Annotated in this window: 20 protein-coding genes, 1 tRNA gene and 1 pseudogene; 10 read left to right on the top strand and 12 right to left on the bottom strand. The window is 38.3% G+C overall.

All coding sequences use genetic code 11. The annotated features are described in order from the left end of the window. On the bottom strand, positions 1–2,364 hold a 2,364-nt coding region (locus tag FJR38_RS05385; protein ID WP_254449364.1), incomplete at its 3' end, for a CHAT domain-containing protein. A 118-nt stretch (positions 2,365–2,482) separates the two neighbouring features. Next, positions 2,483–5,056: a M1 family metallopeptidase gene (locus FJR38_RS05380; protein WP_168535840.1), complete on the bottom strand. Its 2,574-nt coding sequence runs from the start codon at positions 5,054–5,056 to the stop codon at positions 2,483–2,485. An 815-nt stretch (positions 5,057–5,871) separates the two neighbouring features. Between FJR38_RS05380 and FJR38_RS05375 the strand changes: the two genes are divergently transcribed. Together FJR38_RS05375 and FJR38_RS05370 are read left to right on the top strand one after the other, a co-directional pair. Next, the gene (locus tag FJR38_RS05375) at positions 5,872–7,530 is read left to right on the top strand and encodes a DUF3352 domain-containing protein (RefSeq protein ID WP_168535838.1); all 1,659 of its coding nucleotides are present in this window, start codon (positions 5,872–5,874) and stop codon (positions 7,528–7,530) included. Positions 7,531–7,830: 300 nt separating this feature from the next. Next, the gene (locus FJR38_RS05370; RefSeq protein ID WP_168535836.1) at positions 7,831–9,612 is read left to right on the top strand and encodes a M61 family metallopeptidase; all 1,782 of its coding nucleotides are present in this window, start codon (positions 7,831–7,833) and stop codon (positions 9,610–9,612) included. Positions 9,613–9,733: 121 nt separating this feature from the next. Here the strand turns inward: FJR38_RS05370 and FJR38_RS05365 are convergent, their stop codons facing one another. Further along, positions 9,734–10,474: a 2-phosphosulfolactate phosphatase family protein gene (locus tag FJR38_RS05365; protein ID WP_168535834.1), complete on the bottom strand. Its 741-nt coding sequence runs from the start codon at positions 10,472–10,474 to the stop codon at positions 9,734–9,736. Positions 10,475–10,778: 304 nt separating this feature from the next. On the opposite strand from FJR38_RS05365, the gene FJR38_RS05360 reads away from it, so the two are divergent. After that, the gene (locus FJR38_RS05360) at positions 10,779–11,198 is read left to right on the top strand and encodes a BlaI/MecI/CopY family transcriptional regulator (protein WP_168535832.1); all 420 of its coding nucleotides are present in this window, start codon (positions 10,779–10,781) and stop codon (positions 11,196–11,198) included. 39 nt (positions 11,199–11,237) lie between these two features. Beyond that, positions 11,238–12,071, top strand: a complete 834-nt coding sequence (locus tag FJR38_RS05355) for a M56 family metallopeptidase (RefSeq protein WP_168535830.1) — start codon at positions 11,238–11,240, stop codon at positions 12,069–12,071. On the opposite strand, the gene FJR38_RS05350 is transcribed toward FJR38_RS05355, so the two are convergent. Both FJR38_RS05350 and hemF read right to left on the bottom strand, forming a co-directional pair. Further along, entirely contained in the window at positions 12,068–12,928 is an 861-nt protein-coding gene (locus FJR38_RS05350) for a fatty acid desaturase (RefSeq protein ID WP_168496229.1), read from the bottom strand. The genes FJR38_RS05355 and FJR38_RS05350 overlap by 4 nt on opposite strands. Before the next feature lie 151 nt (positions 12,929–13,079). Beyond that, the gene (hemF, locus tag FJR38_RS05345) at positions 13,080–14,141 is read right to left on the bottom strand and encodes an oxygen-dependent coproporphyrinogen oxidase (RefSeq protein WP_168496227.1); all 1,062 of its coding nucleotides are present in this window, start codon (positions 14,139–14,141) and stop codon (positions 13,080–13,082) included. 331 nt (positions 14,142–14,472) lie between these two features. Here hemF and acsF point away from each other — a divergent pair, with 331 nt between their 5' ends. Next, entirely contained in the window at positions 14,473–15,540 is a 1,068-nt protein-coding gene (acsF, locus tag FJR38_RS05340) for a magnesium-protoporphyrin IX monomethyl ester (oxidative) cyclase (RefSeq protein WP_168535828.1), read from the top strand. A gap of 317 nt (positions 15,541–15,857) precedes the next feature. Here acsF and hetL read toward each other — a convergent pair whose 3' ends face one another. After that, positions 15,858–16,571 (bottom strand): heterocyst differentiation pentapeptide repeat protein HetL, encoded by a 714-nt coding sequence (gene hetL, locus FJR38_RS05335; protein WP_168496223.1) that lies wholly within the window; start codon positions 16,569–16,571, stop codon positions 15,858–15,860. 413 nt (positions 16,572–16,984) lie between these two features. On the opposite strand from hetL, the gene FJR38_RS05330 reads away from it, so the two are divergent. After that, positions 16,985–17,347, top strand: coding sequence for a metalloregulator ArsR/SmtB family transcription factor (locus FJR38_RS05330; protein ID WP_168535826.1), 363 nt, complete (start codon positions 16,985–16,987; stop codon positions 17,345–17,347). A 237-nt stretch (positions 17,348–17,584) separates the two neighbouring features. Continuing rightward, entirely contained in the window at positions 17,585–17,812 is a 228-nt protein-coding gene (locus FJR38_RS05325; protein WP_254449363.1) for a hypothetical protein, read from the top strand. Positions 17,813–17,869: 57 nt separating this feature from the next. On the opposite strand, the gene FJR38_RS05320 is transcribed toward FJR38_RS05325, so the two are convergent. After that, a complete protein-coding gene (locus tag FJR38_RS05320; RefSeq protein ID WP_168535824.1) occupies positions 17,870–19,918 on the bottom strand; it encodes a dynamin family protein in 2,049 nt (682 codons plus the stop codon). Positions 19,919–19,970: 52 nt separating this feature from the next. Then, entirely contained in the window at positions 19,971–21,938 is a 1,968-nt protein-coding gene (locus FJR38_RS05315; protein ID WP_168535822.1) for a dynamin family protein, read from the bottom strand. A gap of 120 nt (positions 21,939–22,058) precedes the next feature. On the opposite strand from FJR38_RS05315, the gene FJR38_RS28195 reads away from it, so the two are divergent. Both FJR38_RS28195 and FJR38_RS28975 read left to right on the top strand, forming a co-directional pair. After that, positions 22,059–22,313 carry a hypothetical protein gene (locus FJR38_RS28195; RefSeq protein WP_254449362.1) on the top strand — a complete coding sequence of 85 codons (255 nt, stop codon included), beginning with the start codon at positions 22,059–22,061 and terminating at the stop codon, positions 22,311–22,313. 40 nt (positions 22,314–22,353) lie between these two features. Beyond that, positions 22,354–22,476: a hypothetical protein gene (locus FJR38_RS28975; RefSeq protein ID WP_256366916.1), complete on the top strand. Its 123-nt coding sequence runs from the start codon at positions 22,354–22,356 to the stop codon at positions 22,474–22,476. 153 nt (positions 22,477–22,629) lie between these two features. Here FJR38_RS28975 and FJR38_RS05305 read toward each other — a convergent pair. From FJR38_RS05305 to FJR38_RS05290, 4 genes are all read right to left on the bottom strand, one after another. Further along, positions 22,630–22,701, bottom strand: a tRNA-Asn gene (locus tag FJR38_RS05305). A gap of 158 nt (positions 22,702–22,859) precedes the next feature. Next, positions 22,860–23,408 carry an NYN domain-containing protein gene (locus FJR38_RS05300; RefSeq protein WP_168496213.1) on the bottom strand — a complete coding sequence of 183 codons (549 nt, stop codon included), beginning with the start codon at positions 23,406–23,408 and terminating at the stop codon, positions 22,860–22,862. Between the two features lie 321 nt (positions 23,409–23,729). Further along, entirely contained in the window at positions 23,730–24,398 is a 669-nt protein-coding gene (locus tag FJR38_RS05295; protein ID WP_168535820.1) for an ABC transporter ATP-binding protein, read from the bottom strand. Positions 24,399–24,412: 14 nt separating this feature from the next. After that, complete coding sequence (locus FJR38_RS05290) at positions 24,413–24,688, bottom strand: hypothetical protein (RefSeq protein ID WP_168496209.1); 276 nt, start codon at positions 24,686–24,688, stop codon at positions 24,413–24,415. Positions 24,689–24,991: 303 nt separating this feature from the next. Between FJR38_RS05290 and FJR38_RS05285 the strand changes: the two are divergent. Then, a pseudogene (locus tag FJR38_RS05285) lies at positions 24,992–25,317 on the top strand (photosystem II D2 protein (photosystem q(a) protein)); the annotation flags it as partial.

The following is a 25,317-nucleotide window of genomic DNA, read 5'->3' as shown; positions in this document are numbered from 1 at the left end:
TGCTTCACGAGTTGCAGCGTCAACAGTTGCTAATTTAGTCTTCAAAAAATAGGGAAATACAGGCTGAATTGTTAACAAGGGTGAATCCTTATCCATTGGGGATAATAAACCCCAGTTAATTGCCTCTTGAATAGCATCATCAAGTTTATCAAGCTGATAATTTTGAAAAGGTTCTAATTTCTGCAATTGTTTGATATAATTAGGAATGGCTGCACGATGAATAAACCCACTAAAAGGAGCTAAACAAATCAGTAATTTTTGCGCTTCTGGTGATAGATTACTGTGAGAATATTCCACACATTTTAAAATACTCTTAGTCTTATCCTCACTAGCAACATCTAAATTTACATCGGCTGCTTGCAAACCCTGTAAAATTTCCTGTGGTGTTTGCTTTTGCAAATTTGCTAATACAACTTCCATCGCTAAGGGATAACCAGCTAACAATTTCATTAACTTCTGAAAATCCCCATCTTGGCGAATTTTCTCAATTTTGTGTGGAGGTATATTTGTTTCTAAAATCTTCTCAGCCAACTCCGTCCGCGCTTCTTGATCTAATCCTTGTAATTCATAAAGATTGAATTTAAAAGTTTGCTGTTGTAACCATTCTTCCCGACTGCGTGAACCTAATACCACCAATGTTTTACCGCCAACCAACCGCCCAATAAAATCGCGGATTTGATTTCGTTCTGTTTCTGGTAAAGTATTTTGTATCGCTAATTGTTGTCCTATAACTGATTCCAAATTATCTAAAATCACAGCGTAATTTTCAGCCCGCAATTTGGCGACTAATTTCTCTATTTGCGCCCTTTGACTCATTACTTGAGTCCTGGCAAATTCATACTTTTCATATATCTGCTGCCCAATAAAAAATAAAATTTGGTCGAGTGTCCAGGCTTTTTCATCATAACCAAAATAAAAGGTATTTTTAACAAAGTTGGTTTTCTGCCACCATTCCCGTAGATAATTTAACAGAGTTGTTTTTCCTGTTCCTCCCATACCCTGCAACAGTAAAACATTGTGTTTTAACAACGCTTTCTCAATTTTGAGAATTTCCAAATCTCGCCCGACAAAGCCATAAATCGGCAAAGCAAACCGATATTCACTACCAACAGTTTCAAAATATTTCTCTTCTTCTTCTGGTGTAAACTGACGTAAATTAAAATTCACCGACTGGTTATAATAAACCACAGGTAATAACCAATCTTCTAATTTAATCAACTTATTAAAATAGGCTTTGCGTTCTTTATCATTAAACAATTCTCGCCGACTTAATCTAATAGCTTCTGTGATGGGTTTATTGGCAAACAACTGTTTATACAAATGTTCCATCATCAACCTAGCCGCAGTCACGGTGACAGAATAACCCATTGCTACCACCATCTGCATTCCCGCACTCATCAACCGATTACCTAAACTGGTTTCACGGGAATTTTCATCTGCATTATTTTGGAGGTCAGGTTTCACTTGCTTACCTGACTGACACGCATTGAGAATACACACAGGAATACCCTTACCAGTCAGCAAAGCGGCTAATTCCGATGCTTCCACCAAATCAACTTTCCCTTGACTCTCTCCCTCAAATGCCAAAAACGCCTTCATACCCTCAAAAGGCTGTAAGTCATCCCGTCCATAACGTCCTTTGAATAAATAACGATTAACTGCACTGGGTTTTTGCATCTGTTCACAAGTCAATAACGCCCCGTGCATATCCAAATGGATAATGTGATAAAAATTCGCACCTTTGGCTTCCAAATGCTGGGATAATGCCTGATATGTTCCCGGACGCAGCAATTCTACATTTACCCGCAATTGACTATTTTCGATTAACTCCAACATAGGACGAGAAATTGTCCGATAACCCACATCCTTTTCTTCATCAGGACGCGCTACGACTACCAACAAGTTAATGACTGGGGAAGTTTGCAAGTTGACAGAACCGACAGCAGAGTTAACGCTTTTCCGCAGCATTACACAATCTACGGCTAAAGGTCGTGGAAAATCTGGATCTTGCAATGCTTCCCAATGTAATGCCTGAAATTCCGGCGTTTTACTAATTATTTCTATTTGTACTTGACCGAGATTATTTTTAAGTTGTTGATATTTACTGTATGCTTTTTTATCCTGAAAAACTTGGTCAAACAGCTTTTCACCGTAGGTTTTAACGCTATTTTTTGCCCTTTCGGCTTTGACTGTATCCACAATGGGATAAACCAGCCACTCTTCAAAATACCATTCTAGTTCTCGTTCTTCCTGGGGAGTGAAGGGGTCAGTAATTGTAATGTTGTATTCACCATCGCCAAAACTGAGACTGGCTGCAAATCCTGTTACTGTTTGCTGTTGTTCCCGAATGGTAATCACTGGCATAAAAATGACATTCCCTGAATAGGGTTTTGAAGGTTTTGTACTCAATTCTAACAATCCAGAAGAACCCCACCCCTAGCCCCTCCCCGCAAGCGAGGGGGGACTTGATTCTTGTCTGGCACTACTTTGATTTTGCTTCCAGATTTTCCAAACGGCTTTTCAACTCCTGATTTTGCTGTTTAAGTTGATCTAGTTCCTCACGCAAATGACGTAGGGTTTTGTCTGTACCGATATTCTTCTGCACCTTAGCGACTTCCTCCTCCGCATAGCGACGGACACGGCCATCTGCGGTTTGATTGGCTAAAGATTGCAAAATACTAATGGCTTTTGGGGTTTCCATTTGTCCCAAGGCTGTCAAAACTGCTACCTGGGTTAAAAAGAAAGTCTCTCTGGCAATTTCCGCTAATCGATCTAAAATCCGTTCAATATTAGCGGGAGTTTGACCACTGGAAATTTTGCCAACAGCGCGAATTGCTGAGAGGCGTAATGGTTGCGGTATCCCAATTTTTGTGTATTCCAGTAGTAAATTTAAAGCCGCTTCCGAAGATTTGAATTCAGCTAAACCAGCTACAGCCCCACTACGGACAACTTCATTCCAACCTGCCCGTTCTTCTAATACAGATTTGAGTAACTTGATTACCTTGTCTTCATGGGGTTTATCTTCTAAATGCGCCGCTGCGATCGCCGCAATAGTCCGACAAGCAGCAGCTTCTACATAGTAGCTGGCATCCCCATTCTGCACAAAACCCTTGACAGCTTTATAGCTAGTATGAGTTTTAATTTTTGATAGAGAATTAATGACTGCCTTCCGAACAAAGGGACTAGAATCATCTAACCCAGCCACTAAACCATCAAAAGCTTGATCTAACTGAATCTCTGCTAGTTCTTTGGCAATTTCAACCCGCACACCCCAAAAAGGATCATTTTTCAAAGCTGATGATAGGGCTAAAGTAGCTTCCAATCCGCCTTTTTTGGCTAAAGCTTCTGCCGCATAAATGCGAGAAATGGGATGAGGATCAAATTCTAATTGTGCCTTTAATTCAGAAATTGGGTATTCTAAAATGACAGTTTTTAAGTAATTATTACCAACATCAAAACTAATAAAATCAGGCTTTTGTGTTAAAGGAAAGTAAAAACTTTGTTCCTTTTCATGTACCCGGACTGTAAAAGTTGTTAGTTGTGGATTTTCTTTATATCCAAAACCAATGGGAATTCTGAGATTAAATAAATCCTTACTTTCGGCTTTAGCTTGGGTTTGGGTAACAGTCACCTTCGCTAAATTTGCATCTCCATCCCAGGAATAAGCTACCTTAAAATCAGGATGTCCACCACGATAGACATATTGATCAAACAGGAAAGCCAGATTGCGTCCTGTGGCTTTTTCAATAGCTCTTAATAAGTCTATGGTTTCGACAGTTTGATGAGCGTGATCTTGAACAAATGTTTGGATAGCTTGCCAAAATAATTCATCGCCCAATTCTGCCCGAATCATGTGATAAACACAAGATCCTTTTTCATAAATATGGCGGTCATAAAGTTCGATCGCTTCCCGGTAAACATGAGTTACCATTGGTCTGCGGTAACGACTGCTATCTTCATTGAGATAACTCCGCGCTTCCGACAACCGATAATATGCGGCTTCTTGGTCGCCATATTCATGTTCTGTCCACATCACCTCAGAATAAGAAGCCATACCTTCCTTAATCCAAGCATGAGACCAATGTTTAATCACCACCAAATCCCCAAACCATTGGTGTGCTAGTTCATGAACAACTAAACTTTCAGTATTGCGATTATCTAATACTGCACGTGCATCTAATAAACAGCGGTCAGTTAATAGAGTTGTGGAAGTATTTTCCATTCCTCCAAAAATAAAATCATCTACACAAACTTGGGCATATTTGGGGAAAGCGTAAGCATAACCATACTTTTGGCTCAAAAATTCGATCATTTGGGGAGTTTTGCCCATGCTGCGTTGAGCATCGGCTTCTCGCCCTTTTTCGACGTAATAGGTAACAGCTTTACCCTGCCACTCATCCCGAATTTCCGCAAAGTCACCAACAGCTAACGTCATCAAATAGGTAGGATGAACTTGTTGTTGTGACCAATGGTAAGTTTTGTATTTTTCTTCCTGTATAGTGTCAATTAGTTCACCATTGGAGATAGCCACCAAAGGGTTAGGAACACGGACGCGAATTTCTGAAGTTGATAATTGTCCAGGGTAGTCGAAACAAGGAAACCAAAAGCGAGAATCTTCGTCTTCACCTTGAGTCCAGATTTGGGTAGGCTTGTGGGGGTAATGTTTGTCTGGTTGAATAAAGTAAATCCCCCGTTGGGGTTTTTCGGCTGCATAGGCGATCGCAATTAACAAACGATGACCGATTTCTGTCGGTTGAGACAGTTGAATACACAGTTTTTCGCCATCATATTCAAACTTCTGCTCAACTTCGTCTACCTGGACAGACTTAATCTTGAGATTTACCGCATCCAAAGTTAACCTATCAATCCCATTACGGACTGGCAATAGGCGAATGCTACACGATCCGTAGCAACTTTGATTGGGAATATCCAAACTCAAATCCAGAAAAATATGCTCTACCTGTCCAGGTCGATCAGGGTTATAGTGTGGTTTTGCCCCTGGTAACTCAAACCGTTTGTGTGCGGTTTTTTCGATATCAAAATAAGACTGCGACATTGATAATTTCTAGCCTTCTAATCCTGAAACGTCTAATGGGATGTAAGTCATAATAAATAGCATTATCAGGTGCATATCCCCAGTCCAAATGACTGTTGACTAGAGACGTTACACCGGAACGTCTCTACAGGTTGGAGGATTTGATGTAATCTACCCATCTTCCACATCTGCATACCCTGATGTCAGCTTATATTTTGCACTGATACAAAAAATGCTAACAATCTCTCTGATGAAGTGTAGCGCAGTCTGACATTTTCTTACTGTTTGCTCCTAGTAGCGTCGGCGCTATTAAGTCCACAGATTGACAGATATTCTGCTACACTCAAAACCTTATAGTCTATGCACTCCTGGCTGCCTCGGATCAAATCGAGCTTGATCCGTGATCAATTGTTATTGAGTACAAATACTACCAATTTTTCATATATTTATTAGAATAGCTTGGAGGTGACAAATTGACTATTGTTTTCGTAAGGATTTAGGTTTAAACAATTGACAATTACCTCGCACTGCCAGAGTAAGGATTGAGAAAGAAGAATTTTTTGGCTTTTTTTTCCTTTCAAGCAGCGATGTTGACAAATGAAACATGATTTGCGGATTCATTCCTGACCATAGTGAAGTATTATTTAGAGCCAATTGTGAATTAACTTGGTGAGCCGAAACACTAAATTTTATCAGCAAATACCGTTAAATTAGCAAAGAATAATGATCAAAAAAGGATTAATAAGTCAGAATCTATTTAGATAAATTCCCGCACCAGGCAGTGAATATTTCATAAAAGTTGTTACAAATTTTACTTAAATAAGGATGTTCTACTAATGTCTGAAAAGAAATCATCGTTTTTAATTCCCGTAATTGGTACTACTGTAATCTTAGCGGGAGGTATAGCAGCTTATATGTACCTCAAAGGCGGTACAGAAAGTTCTAGCCCTTTAGGTAGTGCTAAGTTAGTACCCGCAACTGCATTAATGGCAACTTACATTGATACTAATCCTGAATCCTGGAATAAGTTGCAGCAGTTTGGTACACCTCAAGCACAGCAATTATTGACAAAAGGGTTAAAAGATTTCAACCAAGAAATATTGAGTGATAGTAAAATTTCTTACGAAGCAGATATTAAACCTTGGGTTGGTGGTGTGATGATTGCGGTACTACCACCAGAAGCGAAAAAAGTATCCCAGGCTAATTTACGCTCATCGGAAGAACCAAATATACTCTTGGTAGTAGGTATTAAGGATAAACTGGCTGCTCTAAATTTTGCCAATAAGTTGAAAGAGCAAAAAAATGTCAAAACTCAAGAATCAGACTACAAAGGGCAAAAAATTATTGAAACTAAAGGTCAAGGTCAGCCTACATATACAACAGTTTTGAATAATGACCACTTGCTTTTAACATCAAATAAACAAGCTGTAGAAAAAGCTATTGATACCTATAAAGGTGAACCTTCCTTTGCTACGAAAGAAGGGGCAAGTGATATTCTCAACAAAAGTGTAGATGTTAAGAATAGTCTAGCTCAAATTTATGTACCTGATTATGCCAATATGGTACAACAATTAACAGCTTTAAATTCTCAAACGAGACAATTGCCCCCACAAACTATGGCACAAATTAAGCAAGTGAAATCACTTGTTGCCGCTGTAGGAGTAGATGACGCTGGATTGAGATTAAAAGCTGTGGTTAATTTAGATCCTCAACTGAATAAATTTCAATATGAAACCACACCCGCAAAAATAGTCGGACAATTTCCTGGTGAAACATTTGCTTTAGCAAGTGGCAAAGGGATTAGTAAAACGTGGCAAACTCTAGTTGAACAATCAAAAGATTATCCAGAATTAAATCAAGGACTTCAACAAGCTCGGAGTCAATTAAAAAATTTCCAATTAGATTTAGATAAAGATATTTTCGGATGGATGAATGGAGAATTTGGTTTTGGTGCGATTCAATCTAATCAAGGTTTATTAGCCAATGTCGGGTTTGGAGGTGCATTAGTATTGGATACGAGCGATCGCCAAACTGCCGAATCTACCTTTACTAAACTCGATAATCTGGCTAAACAACAATCTCTCAATGTTGCTCAAAGAACGATTGGTGGTAAAAATGTCACAGAATGGCAAATTCCTCAACAAGGCGCTCTTCTGGCACATGGTTGGCTAGATGATGATACTGTATTTCTGGCTATTGGCGGACCTATTGCCGAAACATTAGCAGATCGTAAAGGTCAAGCACTTGATCAAACTGATACCTTTAAAACTGTAACCAGTTCTTTGCAAACTCCCAATAGTGGTTATTTTTATTTAGATATGGACAAAACCACTACCATAATTGAGCGTTTAGCCGCTCAAAGTCAACCTTTACCTTCAGAGGCTACTGCTATCCTCGCTTCCATTCGTGGACTTGGTGTGACTGTCACTAGTCCTAATAAATCAATAACTCAAATGGAAATGTTGTTGTCTCTCAAACCTAGTACAGGTAAATAATATTCCTTTTATCAATTGACAATTGATAATTGATAATTGTTTCATTCAAAAGTTTTCCATAACTCTTGTAGAGATGTTTTATAGAACGTTTCTACAATTTTTTTTTCAGATATATAAACCGTGTTTACTTTGAAACCAATAGTTTTTTCGGAATCGGGTTTTATTCCCAAATCTTATACTTTTCCCAGTTCCCTAGTTATTATACTCATTAAAAAGTAATCATAAACTTTTATTCCCATACTTGACGATTGACGATGAATTGTTAACTATAGATTAATAACTCAAAACTCAACAAGCAAAATGACTCAAGCAACAGCGTCTAATCTTAACAATCAAATTCTAGATATCTCTCCACAAATTCATTATTTAGTGGGAATGTCTCAACCAGAAACCCATTTATTTGAAATAACTTTAAAAATTGTTAACTACCCAAATTCAATTCTCGATTTAAAAATGCCAGTGTGGACACCTGGATCGTATTTGGTGAGGGAATATGAGAAAAATTTACAAGATTTTGCTGCTTTTGGTGACAATGAATCTTTATCTTGGCGAAAAATTAGTAAAAACCATTGGCAAGTAGAAAAAGGTGATGTTTCAGAAGTTACGATTACTTACCGTATATTCGCTAATGAATTAACAGTTAGAACAAATCATTTAGATCCTACTCATGGTTATTTTAATGGTGCAGCGTTATTTTTCAGAATCCCTAATTATGATCATTTACCAATTCAAATTACGATAATTCCTCCTCATGAAAAGTGGCAAGTTACTACAGGTTTATCAACAATTACAGAGACAAATAATTCTTTTTTAGCAGCCGATTTTGATACTTTAGTTGATAGTCCTTTTGAAATTGGTGATCATCAATTATACAAATTTGCAGTTTTGGGTAAACCTCATGAATTAGCAATTTGGGGAAAAGGCAATTTTCAAGTACAAGAAATGATTGCAGATTTTGAAAAAATCATTGAAGTAGAAGCAAAAATGTTTGGTGGTTTGCCTTATGACAGATATGTATTTTTTCTGCATTTACTTCAGCAAGCTTTTGGCGGTTTAGAACATAAAAATTCTTGTTCTTTAATTTATCAACGGTTTGGTTTTCGGAATCAAGATAAATATGAGCCGTTTTTACAATTAGTTGCCCATGAATTTTTTCATTTATGGAATGTTAAAAGAATTCGTCCTCAAGGTTTGGAAGTATTTGATTATGATCAGGAAAACTATACACCATCTTTATGGTTTTGTGAGGGAACAACCAGTTATTATGATTTAGTAATTCCTTTACGGGCAGGTATTTATAATACCAAGGCATATTTAAACTATTTGAGTAAGGAAATTACTAGATATTTAAACACTCCAGGACGAAAAGTACAACCTTTATCAGAATCAAGTTTTGATGCTTGGATTAAACTTTATCGTCCTGATGCTAATAGTGGTAATTCCCAAATCTCCTATTATTTAAAGGGAGAAATGGTATCACTTTTGTTAGATTTATTAATTCGTGTACATCATGAAAATCAACGATCTTTAGATGATGTAATGCGGCAAATGTGGGAGGAATTTGGAAAAGCAGAAATTGGTTATACTCCTGAACAGTTAGAAGAAGTGATTGAGTCTGTAGCTGCTATGGATTTAGGTGATTTCTTTCAACGCTATCTTCATGGATTGGAAGATTTACCATTTAATGAATATTTGCAACCTTTTGGTTTGCAATTAGTTGAAGATAAACGAGAAGAACCTTATTTGGGTGTGAGAACAAATACTGAAAATGGTAGGGAAATAATTAAATTTGTAGAATTAGGTTCACCTGCACAAAAAGCGGGCATTGATGCGGGAAACGAGTTACTAGCTATTGATGGAATTAAGGTAGGAAATCAGTTAAATGAAAGATTGAAGGATTATCAACCACATGATTCTATCCAAGTTACTGTTTTCCATCAAGACGAACTCCGGACTTATTCTGTCACTTTAGCTGCACCTATTCCCAATCATTATCAGTTAGTACCAGTCCAAAATCCTGATCTCTCTCAGCAAGAGAAATTTGCAGGTTGGTTAGGTGCGTCTTTGACAAGTATTCGATAATAAATGTCTGAATTAGGATGTACAGGATGATAAAAAATACAGATGATTAAATCCTGCAAATCCTCAAATCTTGTAAATCCTGATTCAGACGAATTAATTCTTGAAAAAAAGAATTTTTGGGTTACTTATTTTGACTTTTTAATACTCCTGGTTCTTGCTGAATAGGCAAAATATCTAAAATATCGGTTTGAGAACAATATTTGAGGTCTTCTAAACATTCTAAGCGTAATAATCGTTGACCATGACTAGCTTGATGAAGTAGTCCTAATAAATCATTTTGCCATTGGGAATAAAGAGCGATCGCATTAATCACTTCATCATTACCACTAATTTCTTCTAGAGAACAATTAGTTTGTTTCCAAATACTATGAGCGATCGCTCCTGCACATACTGTATCTTCTAAAGAATAACTACCTTCCCAACCAGAACCAACAATCCAGACGGTTTCCGGTTGTTTTTCTAAGAGAAATTTAACTACTGCTTCTCTATTAATCAAAGCGGCTGCAAGGACAATTGGTGTATCCTGAATCCTTTGTAAAGCGCGAGTACCATTAGTTGTACTAATGAATAACCGTCTTCCAGCAACTAATTCTGCTGTGCAATCTAAAGGAGAGTTACCTAAATCAAAACCAGCTACTTTACCACCTCCCCGTTCTCCAGCCCTTAATCGTTTTTCAGGAGGCCATTGTTCACTCACTTCCATCAGTTGATCTAAATCGCTGAAAACTTGCACAGCTTCGCCTCCAGCAGCTAAAACTGTGGCCATTGTACTAGTTGCTCTCAAAACATCAACAGCGATCGCACATTCTGCAACTGCATCAGTTGGGGTCAATTCGGGAGTATGATATACAAATATCTTCACGTGCTGGCTACACCTACTTCATAAGACTGCGGTAATATTCTACCCACTTGATGTCACCAACTGTTTATACTAAAATATATCTCTTTATCAATACATAAATACTAAAAAATTATAAACAGCCTATTTATCAGGGTTTTAGGCTTGGTATTGCTTATTCTAATCGCAAAGATAGAAAAAACTAGAGATGATCTAATAACGTCGCTAGACTAAATCACGACTCATGAATTTTCCTTTGCGACTCTGCGGCTCTGCGTGAGATAAAAAATGTAAAAATAGAAAAAATATCACTGCCCAAAATATCAACATGGCCCCTTTACCTGATTACCGTCCCAAACAGCTATCTGTTGGTCCCTTAGAAGCAGAAATCCTCAGCATCGTCTGGGAACTGAATTCAGCAACAGTTAAAGATGTACACGATCGCATTCTGGCTGATCCTAACCGCGAATTGGCTTATACTTCCGTCACCACTGTGTTGCGTCGTCTGACGGAAAAAGGCTGGTTAGCTTGCGATAAACAGGGTAAAGCATTTTATTGGCGACCATTACTAACCAAGCAACAAGCAGAAGTCATTAAAGCCCATGATCAATTACAGCGATTTTTAGCAGTAGGAAATCCTGATGTAGTTGCTGCTTTTGCTGATAGTTTAGATCAAGCTGCTAGTGATCAAATAGAAGCGATCGCTAAACGCATTCAAGCTGCACGGGAAGCCAGAGGAGAAAAATAGAATTATGCACTACTCACCAAGCAACTGGGAGAAAAATTTATGCATTTACTGATGATTGTTACTGCTGTAACCGTTGCTTGCTGGTTACGATACTCTGGCAGTATACCCGCAGGAAATTGGCGTTTACGATGGCAAAAAACGCTATTTTTATTCCTTTTTCCCCCTTTACTCATTTTCATGACAGCAACTTCGATAGTCTGTATGGGTAATCAGGGGAAAATGGGCGGAATGTATACCGACTCTCTCAGCTATCTCCTAGCATTAATTTTTCTAGGATGTTTTAATGTCTTAGGTATCAAACTTGCGTTTCAGGGCTGGAAATCTATCAAATCTGCCCGTGAATGTCCGCAAATACATTTAGGTGCTAAACAAGCCCGACTTCTCGAAACCAAGGCTTTATTTGCCGGTCAAATAGGTTTCTGGCAACCTGAATTAGTAGTCAGTCAAGGATTACTGCAAACCCTTTCTCCACAACACCTAGAAAGTGTTTTAGCTCACGAGCAAGGGCATTATCAATATAGGGATACGTTCTGGTTCTTTTTGTTAGGTTGGATGCGTTTCTGTACTGCTTGGTTGCCTAATACAGAACCTTTATGGCAAGAGTTGTTAGTCTTGAGAGAATTACGGGCTGATAATTACGCCGCTTCCCAAGTAGATCCCTTAGTATTGGCAGAATCCTTGTTGTTAGTCGTGAGTAATAACCCGATGACATCAGATATTTGCTGTGCTGCTTTGGGTGCTGGCGATCGCTTGGAACAGAGAATAGAGGCTTTATTAACACCCCCAACATCAACTTTAGAAGCTCAATTACAATCCTGGCATATTTTTCTATTGGCGTTTCTACCTATGTTGACAGTAGTATTTCATAGTTAATCTCCTGCTTTCATAGCTTGAGCGGGTGGTAAGTTAATATTGGTCGCTAAACCCATGGTTTTTAATACCGTAATTGCCCACCAAGTCAGGTCAATTTCCCACCAGCGCCAGCCACACCTGGCAACATGAGGATAGGCATGGTGATTGTTATGCCAGCCTTCCCCATAGGTGAGAATAGCTGCCCACCAGAGGTTACGAGAATTATCATCGCTGTCAAAGGTGCGGTATCCCCACATATGTGTAACTGAATTTATGAACCAGGTAGTATGCCAGAGCAGCACAGACCTCAAAACCACGCCATAAATCACAAATGACCAGCCTCCCAGGGCATACAGTAACAAGGCAACGGGAACTTGCAGTAGCAGAAAGTAGCGATTAAGCCAGACGTAAAAAGGATCTCGCGCTAAATCAGGAGCAAATCGCTGATATAACTCATAATCGAAAAATTCAGAACGAGGATAGAAAATCCAGAGGATATGACTCCACCAAAAACCTTTACGGGCAGAATAGGGATCTTTATCTTCATCTTCGGTGTAAGCATGATGTAAGCGATGTCCAGCTACCCAAAATATAGGACCACCTTGGATAGATAATGCACCTAAAATAGCGATCGCATATTCTAACCACTTAGGAACTTTAAAACTGCGATGACTCAGTAACCGATGATAACCTAAACAGACTCCAATGCTGCCAAACAGCCAATGCAGAAATACAGTTACACCCACAGCAGCCCAGGAAAAACACCAGGGAGCTAGTAATGCGAGCGCATGAACAGTACCGAAAAATACTACAGATATCCAATGAAGACGCAGAGGTTGATGGTTATCTGGTAAATTTGATGGAAAATTCAAAGTCATAAATAATTAGGTAACAGAGAAGAGGCAGGGAGCAGGGAGCAGGGAGCAGGGGGGCAGGGGAGCAGGGGGGCAGGGGAGCAGGGGGGCAGGGGAGCAGGGGAGCAGGGGGCAGGGGAAAAATATTCTTTTGCAACTGACAACGGACAACTGACTAATGACAATTGACCCAATCTTGAGGCTGAAGGAAGACTTCTGTGAGTTTTGCTTCGGGGCTTCCTGGCTCTGGTTGATAACCATATTCCCAGCGCGTTAGAGGTGGTAGAGACATTAAAATAGATTCCGTCCGGCCATTAGTTTGTAGTCCAAACACTGTTCCCCGGTCATATACCAGATTAAACTCGACATAACGACCCCGGCGGTATAATTGAAATTGACGCTGGCGATCGCTATATTCTATTTTTTGTCGTTGTTCTGCGATCGGCAAATAAGCTGGTAAAAATGCCTGCCCGCAGCGTTGCACAAATGCAAATATATCTTCCCAGCTACGAGATACTGTCCCCACTTGCTGACTGTAGAGTGCTGCTGGACTATCTGGTTGAGAACCTAAATACAGTTTGCCACTAGCATCCTGATAATCAAAAAAGATCCCGCCGATACCTCTTTGTTCCTGACGATGTTTTAGGTAAAAATATTCATCACACCAGCGTTTGAAAACTGGATAATATTCTGGATGAGAAGCATCACAAGCATCTTTTAAAGTTTGGTGAAAATGAACAGCATCTTCAGCAAAAGGGTAATATGGCGTTAAATCAGCCCCACCACCAAACCACCAAATTGGACCAGCCTCAAAGTAGCGATAGTTAAGGTGTACCGTTGGTATATATGGATGACGAGGATGTAGCACCATCGAAGTTCCCGCCACATAGAAATCATGTCCAGCCGCTTCTGGGCGTTGAGTCAAAATTGCCGCAGGTAAGCTATCTCCCCAAACTTCCGAAAAATTAACACCACCTTGTTCAAATATCCGCCCTTCTCGAATTACACGGGTGCGTCCTTGACCACCTTCGGCTCTTTCCCAGAGGTCTTCCTGAAAACGCGCTTCTCCATCCAGTTGTTCCAATCCAGCGCAAATTTCATCCTGTATATTCTGCATCAACTGCTTTGCTCGTTGGCAAGAATCTACAGGTGGCATATTGACTGCATTAGCTGGAGAAGTGAGCAAAATTGTTTGACTTGTGGATTCTTGCAGATAATTCTCTGAATGACGACTCATGCTAAATACCTCTTAATCTCTTCGTAAGAGCAGTTACTTCGATTAATGACTATATAGCTATTAAGCCAAAAAGATATTAATATATTTACAAAACTTAATCAAATCAAGACTCACAGATTATGAATAACGCCAGAATCAGGATTTACAGGATTTAAGTCCTAGATTTTATCACCCCTTACCCATTACCCATCACCCATCACCAATTACCAGTCTTAACTTAACTCAACTTTGTTTAAGGATTGTAAAAGTTCGATTACAGAATCTAGGCAAAGAACTATAGTTATCATAACTTGATAGCTATGTAAGTATTTAACAAATCACTAGAGGAATCATGGTTAATACCCTACCCCAATCAGAAACGAAACTAGGAATTAAAGCCCCAACCAAAGAAACCGTACTCACACCCCGGTTTTATACCACAGACTTTGAAACCGCGGCGAACATGGATCTCTCCGCCCAAGAAAATGAGTTACGGTCCTTGTTGGCAGAAATGCAAGCTGACTATAATCGCCATCATTTCGTCCGAGATGATGAATTTGATCAATCTTGGGAACACATTGACGGTGAAGCCCGCCGTGCCTTCATTGAGTATTTGGAACGCTCTTGTATGTCCGAGTTTTCTGGTTTTTTGCTATTTAAAGAACTATCTCGGAAGGTAAAACAACGTAATCCTTTATTAGCGCAAATATTTCAACTAATGGCGCGTGATGAAGCCCGTCATGCCGGATTTCTCAACAAAGCCATGGGTGATTTTAAACTTTCCTTAGACTTGGGAGAGGTAACAAAAACTCGCACTTATACATTTTTCCCCATTGAATGGGTTCTTTACAGCGTCTACCTATCTGAAAAAATTGGTTATTGGCGTTATATTATTATTTACCATCATTTACAAAAACATCCAGAGCATCAGTTTTATCCCATTTTTCGTAAATTTGAGCGTTGGTGTCAGGACGAAAACCGACATGGGGATATATTCAAAGCTTTATTACGTTCTCAACCTAAACTCTGGAATAATTGGCAATCAAGGTTATGGAGTCGGTTTTTTCTGTTATCAGTATTTGCTACCCATACATTGACAGTTCACGAACGGGGTAGTTTTTACCACTTACTGGGACTTGAACCCACAGAATTTGATCAGCAAGTAGTTCGCAACACGAATGAAACCGCAGGGCGAGCTTTTCCCGTGATGTTAAATACTGAACATCCCCAGTTTTTCCCACGTCTAAAAAACTGCTCAGATTACAATTTAAAAATAGCGGAAATTTCTCGCAGTTCTCAACCAAAATTGGTGAAACTTTTCCGTAAATTGCCTCTATTCCTCGCTATTTTCGTCAATTTATTGCTGCTTTATTTCATCAAACCCATTGATACTGAAGCTTTTCGGGGAACAGTTCGGTGAACTACCCTGCCGTTTCTAATTCTTCCTCCTAACTCCTGTACGGGCGTATCTCTGACGGGAGATGGAAGCATCAGCATTCGGTGTAAGGGCGAAGCATTTGGTGTAAGGGCGAAGCATTCGGAAAATAAACTTGGGAAAAACCGATAGATTATCGTCCGAATGCTTCGCCCCTACTGGGAAAAAACCGATAATTAATCGTCCGAATGCTGATGCTTCCAGCACGCTTCGCGAACGCCCCTACGACTCCTGACTCCTGACTTCTAGCCTTAACCAAAAGACTTTTATAGCTAACGCCACGCTTACGCTATCAGCAACCCCTATCTATATATTGTCCCATCAGGCATGATCGCTCCTGCTAAATCCGTATCTGTGAGAATTGCTCCAGTTAAATCTGCTCCTGCTAAATTCGCGTTTCGTAATATTGCATGACTGAGATTTGCATAACTTAAATCAGCACCTTTTAAACTAGCTCCCGTTAAATCAGTTGCTAAATCTCCCCATTGCAAAATCTGACCTAAATTAGCTCTACATAACTTTGCACCATCTAAATTAGCATGGTGTAATGAAGCTGCTCTTAAATCACCGTAACTCAAATCTGCACCATTCAAAACTGCATATCCTAAATCTGTACGTTGGTTGGAGCTAGGACGTAAATCTACTTTAATGAGCAAAGAATTAGATAGTTTTGCACCATGCAAATTTGCACCACATAAACTAGCTTTGATGAGGTTTGTTTCATCTAGTCTAGTTTGAATTAATTTTGCCCCTGTTAAATCTGCTTCTCGCAGAATAGCTCGATATAAATCAGCGGCGCTTAAATCTATTCCCCAGAGAATAGCTTCACTTAAATTTGCTTCTCGCAAGCAAGCTTGACTGAAGTTAGTTTTACCTAATCGTGTCTGACGCAAATCTGCATGGCTAAAATCTATACCTTCTAAATTTGCGTTTGTTAACTCTGCGTCTTGGAGATTGACGCGCTGAAAATTCCTTTCTCCAGCAGAATAGCGTTTAATAATTTCTTCTACATTCATAAATACTTTAAAATGCCTCTCGCTCGTTTTGGAAGAGCTAGACTAACAAAATTTAAAATTCACTGCACTTTATTTTTAGTCTCCTGCTCATAAAGTGGAATGAGGCTAAGTTGTCAAAATTAGCTAATAATCTGGCATTGATGAATTGGAATATAAAATTGGCAAATTCAAAACTTGAAACTTGACAAGTTTGCACCTTTGTATGAGGGTGCGAAACATAATTCATCTTTTAATTTAGCAACGCCTAAAAATTAGCACTACATTATTAATATAACATATTTTTATCATTAAAAATAGGAAAATATAGCAATCCTCAATCATTTATGAACGTCTTTTGTTCCTTCCTAATTAACTGATATTTAGTTATAATGCTAATCGGTGATAAATTTCTGTGCTGATAATTGAGTTGCCCTATGCCAAAAACAAAGCCGTTTAAGGCTGATCCAGCTATTATCGCAGCTATGGCTGACTATTTCAAGGTGCTATCAGAAGGAAGTAGGTTACAGATTTTGATCTGTCTCAAATTAGGTTCAATGAATGTTATGGAGATTGCAGAAGCGACTGGATTAGGACAAGCAAATTTGTCAAAGCATCTGAAGGTGTTAACTCAGGCGGGGATTTTATCTCGACAACCCAAAGGGACTAGTGCTTATTATGAAATTGCTGACCCCATAATTTTTGAACTTTGTGAATTAGCGTGCGATCGCATTAGTCAACGAGTATTACAGCAAGCTGAAAACATGAAAGCTTTTTGGGATAAAAATACAGATTTTTGAAGTCTGGATTTCTTTGACTGCATGGGCGGAAGCTGGCGATCGCGTGATGATTTCCCCAAAAGAGAGCAGCTTTTTTTAGAGCTTATCATTCCCCAACACTACAGAATCAGGGTTTTGGGTTTTTAATAAGCGATGCTTATTATAGTAAGCTTGTTTTACCTTTATACTTATTTTTATGTATAAAAAGCATTCCATCATCCTAAATTAGCCAAGGTTATTCGTTCTGGTGATTTTCCTATGGAACAATTACAGGTTACTCGGAAAATTAAGAAGGGTGAAAAGGCTCTTTTGGTTCTGGGTAATACTGGGGATGTTGTGACGTTTTATCAAGGAATTCAGGGATTGACTAATTCTGAAGCCTATTCCAGTGGGTATTATTTGGAGTTGATGGCTAAAAAACGAGATGAGTTACTTTCGGTTGTTGAGCCTCATGGTGATGTGGGAAAGCAGTTGAGTTTGTTTTGAGTGGGGAATTTTAGGGTGTCTAGTGAAATATGTACAAAGTGAGACACCCTACAACAATTAAACACTAACAATTTCTGTAAGTTGCTCACATAAACGTTGAGCATTGCCAAGAATACGTTGAGTTTCAGCACGAATTTGATTAATTTCCTGACGTTCTGCATCTGTCATTGCTTCTTGTCGTCCCCGTTTATCGCTCAGTTCGGTAAGAGTTTTTTGGGTATTGTCCAATAATGCATCCACCTCTTGACGTAGTGTTTGTTTTAGCACCTCAAAAGCCGTTGTAATCTGATCATCTATTTTTTGCTCTAGTCGTTGCTCTCGAATTTGCTTGTCAAGTGCTTCTAAAGTTTTTTCTGTGTAATTTTTCCGGTAGTTTTCTACAAGATCGCCAGCAAATACCATGCTGGCTATTCCACCTCCTGTAAAAATAGACACAACACCAACAGCAAGTAAAACAGGTAAAGCTATAGGCAGTCCTATTACTGTAGCTATAAATCCACCTACAACAGCAGTACCGAAACTAGCCGCAGCGCCAACAGCAGCACCTTTTAATCCTGCTGCACGATATCCTGACCAAATACCACCAAATCCTGTAAATACTGATAGGGCTACAGTGATTGCTTCTGCTGCTGCACTGGTTTTGCGGTTGGAACTTACCTCAACTTCAACAAATTGCATTTCAATGTTTGTAATGGCTTGTCCCACTGATTGAGCAAAATCTTGTAAACGCTCAACTTCTTTGTCTATTCCTTTCTGAATTTCATCTTGAATTTTCTGAGATATTTTATCTGTGCGGTGTCGCAGAGCATTTTTGACTTTCTCATTCAGCTTATTAGCTAGAGATTTTTTAGTATTATCATTTTTTACTTCTCTTGGATCAATAGCTGTTGCTTGAATTGCCTCTTCAACTGCTTGTTTTAACTCAGTAGAAAAATTATAAATTAAAGGACGAACTAATAATTTCACATTGGCAGCAGCACCATCAATAAGTTTAAATTCTTTAGTCTGTCTTTCTCTAATAGCTGCAATCTCAGCTACACTTTTTTGATAAGCTGCTTGAAACTCTTCTTGCTTCATTGCCAAAGCACTTTCTTGGATGCTAATAGTAGTAAGAATTTCTTTAGATGAAGTAATTACACGATTAGCTGGTACTTCCAGAAGAATTACACCTCTCTCTTGAGTGAGAAATTTTTCCAATGCTACTTCAAATTGCTTAAATCCACTTTGAAATAATAAATTCTGATCGCCTTTTTGTTTCGCCTCTAAAGCCTGTTTAATATAAATACCAAACACTTTAGGCGTGCCGATTTTCTGTTTATAGATTGTATACTCTTCAGAATCTTTACCAAATTGATTCTCAGCCCGTTCTAGTACATATTTTTGAATCCTATTTTTTACACTCCCAAGTATACGCTCTGTTTGTTCAGGAGTATAACTATCCCAGATGTTGACAACAAAAATAACCCGCCCTAAATCATTTGTTAGTAACTTGTTTTCTAGCAAATCTCTTTCAAATTCAGAAAAAGGTGATTGAGCCAAAATAATCATAATAGCTGCGTCAACCTGGGGTAAAACTGACAGAGTAACCTCAGTCATATTCTGGTCATCGTTTAACCCTGGTGTATCAATAACGTCAATATTATTTTGACAATAAGGTATGGGATAATAGACCACTGCTTCTTTAATTGATTCGGCAGTCATCTCAGATTCTGGTGTTAGCTTAGTAACGTAATCAGTCAGTTCCTCAATGGAGATTTGCTCTTCATGACCATCTTTAAAAATAATTTTCACTTCTGGCTTTACACCATAAGTAACTCGATTTAGTGTCGCAGAACAAGGCAAAATATCAGAAGGTAAAATTTCCTGACCAAGAAGAGCATTAATAAAGGTACTTTTACCACGTTTAAATTCACCAACTACGGCAATAGAAAAACTCCTTTGTTCAATCCGTTGTAAAACATCATTAATTAATACGATTGATTTTGTGAGCTTTAATTTTTGAGAAAAACTTCGCAACTTTTCTAAATCACTTACTAGCGTGCGCTCGACTTTATTGTATTCTAAAACAGAATCAAGAGAAATATTGGGTGGAGTTATAGATGTCATGGTTTTGTTTTTCCTGGTAAATATATTTGATTTTATCGTAGAAACCTAGAATTTATACTCTGAGTAAGTAGAATTTTTCAGAAAGTTTTTTAGCGTCGTCTAAAACCTGATTAACTTTCTCTTTCTTATGACTAATTTCTTGCTGTTCAACCATTATTTGAGTTTCAAGTTTTGCATAATTTTCTACCATTTGATTCTGAATATTATCTAATATTGGTTTAACCTCGCTCCTTAATAAAATTTGTACTTCCTCTAATCCAGAAGAGGCTTGATAAACATAGCTATTTACAGCTTGATTAACATTCATTAATCTTAATTGATTATCAATTTCTGCTATTACTTGAGGTAAATAGTTTTCTTTGAATTTCTCCTTTCTCATATTATCACCAACGGCTGCACCAATATATCCTCCAATTACACCTCCCAATGGACCTAATAATGATAAACCAATGGTAGCACCAGTAGTGGTTGCAATACCACTTGCCTCCTTTGTAAATACAAAGATTTCAGATTTTGAAGAAAACGAAAGAGATAAGTTAATTAACTGTTTTTGGTTAAATATTTCAAGGGATTTATTCAATTTATATCGAATATTATCTATAGCTTTTTTATTAATTGTTTCCGATGCTCCTAAATGACTGATTGCGTTATTTAGCTGCGGAATATCTTTTTCAAACAAATCAATAAAATCCTTGACTCGTAGCCATGCTGTACTTAATGCTTGTTCAGTTTCTGATTGAATTTTATTAGCTAACTCTATTGTTGCAGTTTGCAAATAATTTGATACTCGTTCAGCCAAGTTCTTCTCTTCGTTAATATCTAAAACACTTGATTCGATAATATATTTAGAAATTTGTTTAAGATTATTCTCTAGTTGAAAATATAATGTAGTTATATGTTGTTTAATACTGGTGAGTGTCACATTAATTGATTGTAGAATTTCCGACAAGAGACGAATAAGCCAGGTAATTTCATTGTTGATACTTTTACTGGATACATTGAACTTTAATTGCTTCTGTTTTAGCATAGATTCTTGTTCAAGAATAATTTTTATAATTTCCTGACTCCAGTTAATTATCCGATTATTGGTGATTTCTAACTGTATTAATCCTCTCTGCTGATTAATCAACGTTTTCAGAGCATATTCAAAATTAACAAATAAGCTTTTGGCTAGTAATTGTTGATTATGAGATTGTTTAGCTTGTAAAGCTTCAAATGCAGAAATTCCAAAAATTTTAAAATTGCCAATTTTTCTTAGATTATCTGGAGAATTTAATTGTTGTTCAGACCAATCTTTAATGCACTTCTTTATACGATTTTTAATTAAACTAATTACTTTTATCGCATCTTCATGAGATGGGAAAGCATCTATTCTATTTACTACAAATAGCACATGATTTATGCCATTTTCTAGTAGTGTATTTGTAAAAAATTCACCTTCTGATATACTAAAAGGTGATTGAGCAGAAATTACCATAATTACTAAATCACATTGATTGATCATGGTATAAGTTACAGCGGTCATTTCTTCGTCGTCACTTAATCCTGGAGTATCAATAATTTCGACATTGTTTTGACAATATGGAATTGGATAATAAACAATTGCTTCTTTAATTTTTGCGGCTGTGGCTTCTGATTTTGAAGTCAATTTTGTAACATAATTGGACAATTCTAGAGTTTCAATTTCTTGTTCGCTACCATCTTTAAAAGCAACTTTTGCTGCTGGTGTTAAACTATAAATAATTCGGCTGGGAGTAGCAGTAGTAGCTAAAATATCTGACGGTAATATTTCTTGTCCTAACAAAGCATTAATAAAGGTACTTTTACCGCGATTAAAGTCCCCTAATACAACAATTTTGAAGGAATTGTTTTCAATTCGGTTGAGAGATTCACTAATCATTTCAACTAAATTTGTTAGATTTAGTTCTTGAGATAAATCTTGTAGATACTTCAGTGAAGATATAATTTTTAGTAGCGATTGTCTATAATCTATAGAGGATGAACTTGCGGGTGGACTCATAGCTAATCTTTAGTTCTTGCAATTGTTCAGTATTTACTCAATTATAAGTGTAAATTTATCATTAATTGTAGTGGTTTTAGAGCTAACGCTCATGTACGACAATACAATTGCCGTACTATTATGCCAACATACTTATACTTTGGTGAAGACGAATTCTTTCTAAATCGCACCATCAAACAACTAAAAACCCACACTCTAGATCAACAATGGGCAAACTTTAACTACACAGAATACCCTCCAGAATCTAAAGAAACCATTCCTCAAGCATTATGCGATATCATGACACCACCAGTTGTAAGCACAGGTACAGGAATTTCCTCTCATTCCCCAATGGCAAACCCAAGCATTAATACAGCAAGCTCGTACTTTAGCTGACGAAGTAGGTGTAACACTCACTACGGATGCTTACAAAGTATTGATTGATTACACAGGCAATCATACACAACTGATATTCACCGAACTAGAAAAACTCAAAACCTATACATTGGGTAAAACAGTCAATGTAGATATGGTGAAAGAAATTGAATCTCAACAATGACCCAAACATTTGCATTAGTGCCTAGTTATGCCCATAAATTAATTTATGAAAAAACGTACCCCATTTGTATCAAGATACGTAGTGGGATAAAAATTAAAGCAAAAACCGGAGTAAAATATATTTTACCCCGTGTTATGCAGTTTATTCTTTTAACTCCCCAGGCCGGATTCGAACCAGCGACCAATCGATTAACAGTCGATCGCTCTACCACTGAGCTACTGAGGAATGCTCTCAACGTTTACTATATTAAACCGAAATTCAGATAAATGCAAGGGGTTTTTGCAAATTTTTTGAACTTTTTTTTGTTGCTGCTGAAGCCTCTAACTTTTAACAACCCAAACCCTTTCCAGCAGCGACATTCAGAGATTTCTAAATTATAAAATTTATAATCCCATGCGTAATTCTGCTAACCGTTCTCTGGCCTTAGCGTCAATAGCATTAGCCAAAAATCTACTTTTAGGTTGTTTCTTTGACTGATACCGATGGCGCATTCGACAAACAGTAGTTTCCACTTCACCACATAATTGATGCGCTGACAACCATTCAGCACCATACCCCTGGACCATTAATTGCTGCGCCCGATCTGAAGTGGCGACAATCATGCGAGAAATTACCGCTTGGGCTATATGCTGACGAAGAGACGCACAGGTTTTTTCTATATATGTGTCTGCGGTCTGCCCAAAATCCGTATAATGTACTGTTAAAAATTCTGTAATAGTTTCTTTGTTACTGGGAGTGTTTTGATATTGAGCATCAAACACAACTTGGGTTTCATAACCTTGGAAAGCACTATAATTAGTCATTGCTTCCACTAACTCACCCCGTGCGGCCTCAAGTCCGGCATGATCACGGGTTTTTATCAAACAAGGCCAAGCGCCTATAATATTGTAGCCGTCTACTAATAGCACGGCTGGGACTATGGAACGGGGCATGGTTTTTAATCACAATTATCTAGAGTTAACAAAAATCATTCATAAGACTTATAGTAAATGAAGCATTGCTTGTAACCCCATGTTACAAAAAATAAAAAATGCTTCTGTGCGTCAAAAATAGACCCTGAGATAGAAGTCATAATTCCGAAAACGCTTCTCAAAATAAGGCTTGTGAAAGTTGTTTTCTCTAAAAAAAATTTTTTCCCGTCTGCAAAATCTCATATTTCAATTTATTAAAAAACCAGATGGAGACATACAACGGGAGGCTATATGCTGGCATCTGGTAATTAATGGTATTTATGAAGAGGCAATAAACCTATCTTAATGATTCACTTGCATTAATCGCTGTTTGAGACGTTCCGCTTCACCGGAATCAACTAGAGTGCCTTTTTCCAATAAAAAAGCACCATCACAGTAATTTAACTCATCAAGACGATGAGTCACCCACAAAGCTGTAAGGCCACGACTTTTGACTAGATTACGAACACTAGCCACTAAATCGAGTTGACTGTCTGGATCTAGTAAAGCAGTAGGTTCATCTAATAGTAAGACATCACAGTGACGAGCGATCGCCCCAGCAATTGCCACCCGCTGTTTTTGTCCACCAGAAAGAGCATAAATAGGCCGTCGTTGTAAAGACAGCAAATTTACCGCCCCTAAAGCTTCTTCAACTCTAGCTTTCGTTACAGTAGGTTGTAACTTTTCAGATACTAATCCAAAAGCCACATCAGCACCAACCGTTGGCATAACTAGCTGATGATCAGGATTTTGGAACACAAAGCCAACAGGAGGTAGAACCATCACTTCCCCAGATTGAGGAGCTAATAGTCCGGCTATTAATCTAAGCAGGGTTGATTTACCACTCCCATTTGTTCCCAAAAGCATCCAAAATTCACCTTTAGGTACTTTAAGAGAGCAAGCTTTGATGACTTGCTCTCCATTAGGCCAAAAGAAGTTTAAATTATTAACTTCGATGCCTATTGATGTCATGTTTACACCTTGGGTTACTCAGCAGCAGTGAAAGCAGCAAAGCCAGGTCGTGTACCACTGCTAGTCGCTGCACTATCTTTTTGGATAATCTGGACTCCCGAAATTTCACTAGCACGGACAGCAATTTTTTTCTCTGTTTTGCCTTCGCACTTGAGTTCCACTATATCAGGATTTCCAGAGCGCATTGCCGCCAAAATTAACTGATAGACAGCTTCGGCATCCTCAGTAGACTTACGTTGTACTGATATGGGGAAAGCCGTATTTTTGATGCTTAAGTCGATGGTAAACATTTAGAATTAATCAATTTTCACTGTACGACCCATTCTAGCGTCATTAGTCAATTCTCAGGGAACAGGGAACAGGGAACAGGGAACAGGGAAATATTTATTAGGGCTTTTGCCTCTTCCGTTCTTCAAAATAAAATTTTCTTTCTAGTCCACTGGAAAAATTAGAGATTTTGACCTATTATGATAGAGAGCGTAAAAAATTGTAAACTAGGTTGACAATCTGGTTAACTTTCTGTAAGAGGCAAAATTTGCCATTTATATACGCATAAAATCCGTACTTATAAAACATTTTGGAGATTTTCTCTTATGACCATCGCAGTTGGACGCGCCCCTAGTAGAGGGTGGTTTGACGTATTAGACGACTGGTTAAAGCGCGATCGCTTCGTATTCGTAGGTTGGTCAGGAATATTACTATTCCCCTGCGCCTTCCTCGCACTAGGCGGTTGGCTCACCGGTACAACCTTCGTCACCTCCTGGTACACCCACGGACTAGCATCCTCCTACCTAGAAGGAGCTAACTTCCTGACAGTAGCAGTATCCACACCAGCAGACAGCATGGGACATTCCCTGTTGTTCCTGTGGGGACCTGAAGCTCAAGGCGATTTCACCCGTTGGTGTCAACTAGGTGGTTT

Source organism: Anabaena sp. UHCC 0253, assembly GCF_009712085.1.
Classification (GTDB): Bacteria; Cyanobacteriota; Cyanobacteriia; order Cyanobacteriales; family Nostocaceae; genus Dolichospermum.
This window is presented reverse-complemented; position numbering and strand designations above follow the sequence as displayed.

What these genes read in the sequence shown, in the direction of transcription:
- FJR38_RS05380 (WP_168535840.1), bottom strand. Translation starts at nt 5,056, where the DNA reads ATGTCGCAGTCTTATTTTGATATCGAAAAAACCGCACACAAACGGTTT.
- FJR38_RS05375 (WP_168535838.1), top strand. Translation starts at nt 5,872, where the DNA reads ATGTCTGAAAAGAAATCATCGTTTTTAATTCCCGTAATTGGTACTACT.
- FJR38_RS05370 (WP_168535836.1), top strand. Translation starts at nt 7,831, where the DNA reads ATGACTCAAGCAACAGCGTCTAATCTTAACAATCAAATTCTAGATATC.
- FJR38_RS05360 (WP_168535832.1), top strand. Translation starts at nt 10,779, where the DNA reads ATGGCCCCTTTACCTGATTACCGTCCCAAACAGCTATCTGTTGGTCCC.
- FJR38_RS05355 (WP_168535830.1), top strand. Translation starts at nt 11,238, where the DNA reads ATGCATTTACTGATGATTGTTACTGCTGTAACCGTTGCTTGCTGGTTA.
- FJR38_RS05350 (WP_168496229.1), bottom strand. Translation starts at nt 12,928, where the DNA reads ATGACTTTGAATTTTCCATCAAATTTACCAGATAACCATCAACCTCTG.
- hemF (WP_168496227.1), bottom strand. Translation starts at nt 14,141, where the DNA reads ATGAGTCGTCATTCAGAGAATTATCTGCAAGAATCCACAAGTCAAACA.
- acsF (WP_168535828.1), top strand. Translation starts at nt 14,473, where the DNA reads ATGGTTAATACCCTACCCCAATCAGAAACGAAACTAGGAATTAAAGCC.
- hetL (WP_168496223.1), bottom strand. Translation starts at nt 16,571, where the DNA reads ATGAATGTAGAAGAAATTATTAAACGCTATTCTGCTGGAGAAAGGAAT.
- FJR38_RS05330 (WP_168535826.1), top strand. Translation starts at nt 16,985, where the DNA reads ATGCCAAAAACAAAGCCGTTTAAGGCTGATCCAGCTATTATCGCAGCT.
- FJR38_RS05325 (WP_254449363.1), top strand. Translation starts at nt 17,585, where the DNA reads ATGGAACAATTACAGGTTACTCGGAAAATTAAGAAGGGTGAAAAGGCT.
- FJR38_RS05320 (WP_168535824.1), bottom strand. Translation starts at nt 19,918, where the DNA reads ATGACATCTATAACTCCACCCAATATTTCTCTTGATTCTGTTTTAGAA.
- FJR38_RS05315 (WP_168535822.1), bottom strand. Translation starts at nt 21,938, where the DNA reads ATGAGTCCACCCGCAAGTTCATCCTCTATAGATTATAGACAATCGCTA.
- FJR38_RS28195 (WP_254449362.1), top strand. Translation starts at nt 22,059, where the DNA reads ATGCCAACATACTTATACTTTGGTGAAGACGAATTCTTTCTAAATCGC.
- FJR38_RS05300 (WP_168496213.1), bottom strand. Translation starts at nt 23,408, where the DNA reads ATGCCCCGTTCCATAGTCCCAGCCGTGCTATTAGTAGACGGCTACAAT.
- FJR38_RS05295 (WP_168535820.1), bottom strand. Translation starts at nt 24,398, where the DNA reads ATGACATCAATAGGCATCGAAGTTAATAATTTAAACTTCTTTTGGCCT.
- FJR38_RS05290 (WP_168496209.1), bottom strand. Translation starts at nt 24,688, where the DNA reads ATGTTTACCATCGACTTAAGCATCAAAAATACGGCTTTCCCCATATCA.